Annotated in this window: 5 protein-coding genes and 1 pseudogene; 3 read left to right on the forward strand and 3 right to left on the reverse strand. The window is 43.5% G+C overall.

The features are described 5' to 3' along the window. The first annotated feature begins 70 nt into the window (after nucleotides 1–70). From DP117_RS33265 to aroF, 3 genes are all read left to right on the forward strand, one after another. Complete coding sequence (locus DP117_RS33265; protein ID WP_169222433.1) at nucleotides 71–637, forward strand: AAA family ATPase; 567 nt, start codon at nucleotides 71–73, stop codon at nucleotides 635–637. A 372-nt stretch (nucleotides 638–1009) separates the two neighbouring features. Then, nucleotides 1010–2197: a 1-deoxy-D-xylulose-5-phosphate reductoisomerase gene (locus DP117_RS33270; protein ID WP_169222434.1), complete on the forward strand. Its 1188-nt coding sequence runs from the start codon at nucleotides 1010–1012 to the stop codon at nucleotides 2195–2197. A 22-nt stretch (nucleotides 2198–2219) separates the two neighbouring features. Next, a complete protein-coding gene (gene aroF, locus DP117_RS33275) occupies nucleotides 2220–3305 on the forward strand; it encodes a 3-deoxy-7-phosphoheptulonate synthase (RefSeq protein ID WP_169222435.1) in 1086 nt (361 codons plus the stop codon). Nucleotides 3306–3587: 282 nt separating this feature from the next. Here aroF and DP117_RS33280 read toward each other — a convergent pair. The 3 genes and pseudogenes from DP117_RS33280 to DP117_RS33290 form a co-directional block, all read right to left on the reverse strand. Further along, nucleotides 3588–4429 (reverse strand): annotated as a pseudogene (locus tag DP117_RS33280) (IS5 family transposase). A 166-nt stretch (nucleotides 4430–4595) separates the two neighbouring features. Then, nucleotides 4596–5432 (reverse strand): group II intron maturase-specific domain-containing protein, encoded by an 837-nt coding sequence (locus DP117_RS33285; RefSeq protein ID WP_169222437.1) that lies wholly within the window; start codon nucleotides 5430–5432, stop codon nucleotides 4596–4598. Further along, the gene (locus DP117_RS33290) at nucleotides 5393–5833 is read right to left on the reverse strand and encodes a reverse transcriptase/maturase family protein (RefSeq protein ID WP_169222436.1); all 441 of its coding nucleotides are present in this window, start codon (nucleotides 5831–5833) and stop codon (nucleotides 5393–5395) included. Before DP117_RS33290 ends, DP117_RS33285 begins: the two co-directional genes overlap by 40 nt. Nucleotides 5834–5862 lie beyond the last annotated feature (29 nt).

Genomic DNA, 5862 nt, shown 5'->3' on the forward strand with positions numbered 1-5862 from the left:
TTTTTGAGGTCAATGCTCAATTTACAACACTTTGAAGCTTAACTGAACCGTATTGTTTTATAAGGTACATATGGTAAGAATCATTGCTATCGTTGGTATGCCTGGTTCAGGTAAGAGTGTAGTAGCTAGCTATTTAAAAAATAATGGTTTTCCCATAATTCGTTTTGGAGAAATCATCATACGTGAAGTTGAAAAACGAGCATTACCAATCACACCACATAATGAGCAAATAGTCAGGGAAGAAATTAGAAGACTGTACGGAATGGATGTGTGTGCCCAAATGGCTATGCCACTCATCAAATCAAAGCTGTTAAACCATCAATCTGTTATTATCGATGGTCTTTATAGTTTCAGTGAGTATAAAACTTTAAAACAAGAGTTTAGCGATGAATTGTTAGTAGTCGCAATTTTTACTCCTAAGGCTTTAAGGTATGAACGATTAGCTCTTAGGCAGGAGAGGCCTTTAACACTTGCAGAAGCAGAGAGAAGAGATTACATGGAAATTGAAAAAATTCAAAAAGGAGGTTCAATTGCTATGGCTGACTTAACCATAGTCAATGATGGCAGTCAGTATGAGTTATATAGAAGTATGAAAGATGTACTGGCAAGATTATCACCTGAAGTTGTTGCTGTTTAGTTGTTAATTGTTAAGGCTCTACCGTACTTGTTATGCTGAATTACAGCACTTTTCATCTAAGTGAAGTACACTACCCCACCCGCCCTATCGGGCACCCTCCCCTTGGAAAGGGGAGGGTTAGGGAGGGGTGTACTCCATTCACTTGCAATTTGCTGTAACACTCTGTAAGAGGGAACAGGGAACGGGCAACAGGGAACAGAGGAAAGAGGTTATTGGTCAGAAATAATGTTAGTCCGGAAGCATAATTCTCTTATGTAGTCAGCTTTCTAGCTTTGAAAATGGCAAGTTTAGCATAAAAGGTACTGAAGAACCATTGTTAATAGCCAATAACGATTAACCATTAGCCATTAACAATTAATCACTAACACTGTCATGAAAGCAATTTCTCTCCTTGGCTCGACTGGCTCTATTGGCATTCAAACGCTAGATATTGTTGCTCAATATCCCAACCAATTTCGGGTTGTGGGATTGGCAGCAGGACGGAACGTAGACTTATTAGCTCAACAGATCCGCTCATTTCGACCTGAGATCGCAGCCATTTGCGAAGTGCAGAAACTCCCTGAGTTACTTGCAGCAATTGCAGACATTGATCCCCAACCAATTGTGGTAGCTGGAGAAACTGGGGTGATTGAGGTTGCCCGCTATGGAAATGCCGAAATTGTGGTGACTGGCATTGTGGGTTGTGCAGGTTTACTACCTACAATTGCTGCAATAAAAGCAGGCAAAGACATTGCTTTGGCAAACAAGGAAACCCTGATTGCCTCTGGACCAGTTGTCTTGCCATTGGTGCACAAGCATGGCGTGAAGCTGTTGCCTGCGGATTCAGAGCATTCAGCGATTTTTCAGTGTTTGCAGGGAGTACCTAATGGGGGGCTACGGCGCATTTTGCTGACTGCCTCTGGCGGCGCTTTCCGAGATTGGTCAGTTGAAAAGTTATCAAAAGTGACTGTGGCTGATGCTTTGAAGCATCCTAACTGGTCAATGGGTCGCAAAATAACTGTAGATTCCGCCACTTTGATGAATAAAGGGTTGGAGGTTATCGAGGCTCACTGGCTGTTTGGTGTTGACTATGACAATATTGACATTGTCATTCATCCCCAAAGTATTATCCATTCTTTGATTGAACTGCAAGATACTTCAGTACTAGCGCAATTAGGTTGGCCAGATATGCGCTTACCACTACTGTATGCTTTATCCTGGCCTGAGCGAATTTATACTGATTGGCAGCAGTTGGATTTAGTGAAAGTGGGGCAGATGACCTTTCGTGCCCCAGACCATCAAAAGTATCCTTGTATGCAACTGGCTTATGCTGCCGGTCGCGCTGGGGGTTGTATGCCAGCAGTTCTCAATGCTGCAAATGAACAAGCTGTCAGCTTATTCCTAGAGAAAAGAATTCAGTTTTTAGATATTGCGCGTTTGATTGAACGGGCGTGCGATCGCTACCAACGCCATAACGTCTCCACCCCAACTCTCGACGACATCATTGCAGCCGACCAATGGGCTAGACAGGAAATTATCGCCGCGAGTCAAACCTTGGACTGTGTTGCAAAAACTTTTTAAGAACATTAGGGAGATGCAATCAATGATTGTCATTATGAACTCCAGCACGCCATCAGGAGAAATTGAGGGCATCAGCGATGAACTCCGCAACCGGAAAATCACACCAGAAACAAGTATCGGTCATCACAAAGTAGTTATTGGTTTAATAGGTGATACCGCAGCTCTCAATCCTCTAGAAATCCAACAACTAAGTCCCTTTATTGAGCAAGTTCTGCGGATAAATCAGCCATTTAAACGCGCTAGTCTCCAATTCCGCCACGGAGAGCCAAGTGAGGTGTTTGTAGAAACACCATTAGGATTTGTCGCCTTTGGTCAAAACCATCCTATCGTTCAAGTAGCTGGGCCGTGCTCAGTAGAAAATGAAGAAATGATTGTCCAGACAGCTCAGCAAATCAAGGCTACTGGTGCTAAGTTCTTATGTGGTGGAGCTTATAAACCCCGAACCTCTCCTTATGCTTTCCAAGGACATGGTGAGAGTGCCTTAAGATTGCTGGCAAAAGCTCGTCAGGTCACTGGACTAGGTATTGTGACTGAAGTTATGGATACAGCTGATCTTGAGAAAATTGCCTCTGTTGCTGACATTATCCAAATTGGTGCTCGCAATATGCAGAATTTCTCATTACTTAAGAAAGTGGGTGCTCAAGGTAAGCCGGTTCTGTTGAAGCGAGGTCTCGCTGCCACGATTGAAGATTGGCTAATGGCAGCTGAGTACATTCTGGCAGCAGGCAACCCAAATGTAATTTTGTGCGAACGGGGAATTCGCACTTTTGACCAGCAGTATACACGCAATACATTAGATTTGGCAGCTATACCTGTCCTACGAACGCTGACTCACTTACCGATTATGGTTGATCCCAGTCATGGCACAGGCTCTTCAAAGTATGTGCCAGCCATGTCCAAGGCAGCGATCGCGGCGGGGGCAGATTCTCTAATGATTGAAGCCCACCCCAACCCAAGCCTTGCACTCTCGGATGGTTCTCAGTCTCTAACACTAAAGCAATATGAAGAATTAATGCTCGAGTTGGCTGTGATTGGTCTCAGCGTTGGCCGTTGGCAGCAAACGCCTATCTTAACTCAGGTAAGCACAGAATCGGCAGTTAGTAATTGAATAGCGGCGAATTTATGAATATTAGGATTGGGGTAGGGTCGGGGTGAGCATTACTAGACCTCTTGCAAAAGTCGGTCAAACAAACCCAGTCATAGGTAAGCGAAGCTCATAAGTAAGTCGGCGAGAAAAATTCAATGTATATGAAGAAATATAAATTGTCTCTTCGGGTGTGTTATGCCGTAGGAATCGCGCACCTTGAATTCTTGACGGTGCGGCGCTTGGCGACAACACACCCTACATTAAAATTTCTTAACATAGCTTGAAATATTAGCGCCGACTTACTTAGTTGTACAGACCAGCTATGAGATTAAACCTTAAACTAAAGCGCTTACGACGATTTCTATAACGGTCAGACAAAATCTTAAATATCTTGAGCTTTCGATGTATATGCTCACCCACAACCCTAATTTTGGCGCTTCTCTTGATTACTCTTTTTATCTTCACAACTTAAGGAACCTTTTGGAGGCTTCTTTTTTGGAATCCGACTGTTAGCGTGAAGTTTTTGAATTCCTTGATATCCTTTATCACCTAGGCACTCAATATCTTTTCTCAACCGAAGTTTACTGTTTTTGAAGATACGAAAATCATGTTCTTTTCCCTTACCATGAGCGGTACACAGGATTTCTCCAGTGCTTTGGTTGACGACAACTTGAGATTTTAATGTATGTATGAATCTTTTTTCTGCTGTAGAACTGTTTTTGTTTTTTTTAGGACGTTAAGCAGGTGTTTCCGTGACATCTACTACTACAACTTCGCTTTTGTAATCAGAAGCTTGTAGTTTCTTCTTCCCTGGAAGTGTGAAAGCTCTTGAGGTGACGAGAGTATCTTCAATTTTACGGATGATACGATATGCTGTTGACTCCTGAAACTCCCCATGACTAACCAATATGAAAATAAGTACGGTACTCTCTCGAGTACTCCAATGTCATCAATAATTGGTCTTCCAAGCTGAGTTTTCGTGGTCTGCCAGTTTTCTTTTTCGGGTGAGTATGCGATTGCGCGGAGCGCAGTGCGCTCCGCGCAATCGCACTACCTCCAGCATTTGAGTAAAAGTCTCTGGACGTACTCCACAAAGAGCGTTTGAAATCCTCTGGCTTCAGGTTTTTTACCTGTTGGTAACTCATACATCCCCTCACTCTCACCTAGTTTTCTCATGCTACTGGGGACTTTTGCAAGAGGTCTATTAGACCAAGACCTCATCAACGTCTTGTCGGGTAAGGAGGCATAGGTCGCCCTGTCCCCCTCCCCTCAGAACCGGACTTAACAGTTTCCCATTATCCGGCTCAAGCCTTATGCTCCCCAGTTCGTCTGCTGTGAATGTATTTGTCTGTGGCACGCTACGTGGAGGTGTACGAGATTTTCTATCTTATTTGTTCCTCCATCTGCCACCCTAATTTTATGATGGGTGTGCAGTTCTTCTCCATTAAACAGGTGTTCTCCGCATACTGGGCATATCCAATCTTGGTTGTTTGCCACATTGTAATATTTTGAGCCTTTTGTCCAATAGGTTTTCCCGTATTTGGTATGGCGTTTATCCCAGTATTTGTGTAACTGGGGGTCATCGGGTGATGCCGTGCCTTTAACTTTGACATGGCGCTCAATTGGTAGACGTGCGATTCTGATGACGGCTATGGTTTTATCCTTACCGTGCCTGTCTTTGTTGATACAGGCGAACTCCTTGACACCATTTAGAGTCTTGAAGTATTTGTTTTCTACCCATTGTTTCCCTTTCTTTGGGTGTCTCCTTAACGCCCATGAGCGTAGGTATTCCCATACTTTGGTGTCAATATAGGAGAACACTTCTTTGCTGACCCCGTGCCTGTAGTAGTTTCCCCACCCTCTCAGTAGGGGGTTTAAGTAGTTTACTACTGCCTCTGGTTTAATTGATGGGTTGGCTTTGAGCCATTCCCTTATCGTTTTGAGCAGACTAAGTGTCTTTTCTTTTTCGGGTTTGGCGAGGCAGCTTCCTCCGTAGGAACCAATGTTGAACCCTAGGAAATCGAACCCTTCTTTTACAGAGACAATTTTGGTTTTCTCTGTGTTAAGTTCTAAACCTCTTTGGGCTAACCATTGCTTGAGGGTAGGTACTATTGCTTCGATATCCTCTTTAGTTTCTGCGGTAATGATGAAATCGTCTTGAGCAGACTAAGTGTCTTTTCTTTTTCGGGTTTGGCGAGGCAGCTTCCTCCGTAGGAACCAATGTTGAACCCTAGGAAATCGAACCCTTCTTTTACAGAGACAATTTTGGTTTTCTCTGTGTTAAGTTCTAAACCTCTTTGGGCTAACCATTGCTTGAGGGTAGGTACTATTGCTTCGATATCCTCTTTAGTTTCTGCGGTAATGATGAAATCGTCCGCGTAGCGCACTATTCCATATTTATTGAGCTTGATGCGTCTGGATACAATTGTTCCCCTTTTGTTAGGTTGTTGGTAAACTTTTATCTTTTTGAATTGTGATAAGAGTTTTTCCAATCCATCCAGTGCTATGTTTGCCAGTAGAGGACTAAATAGAGTAGGGACGGAGCGCACCTTCAAACCTCACGACTTGCGTGTTTCTC

Source organism: Brasilonema sp. UFV-L1 (assembly GCF_012912105.1).
Lineage (GTDB): Bacteria > Cyanobacteriota > Cyanobacteriia > Cyanobacteriales > Nostocaceae > Brasilonema.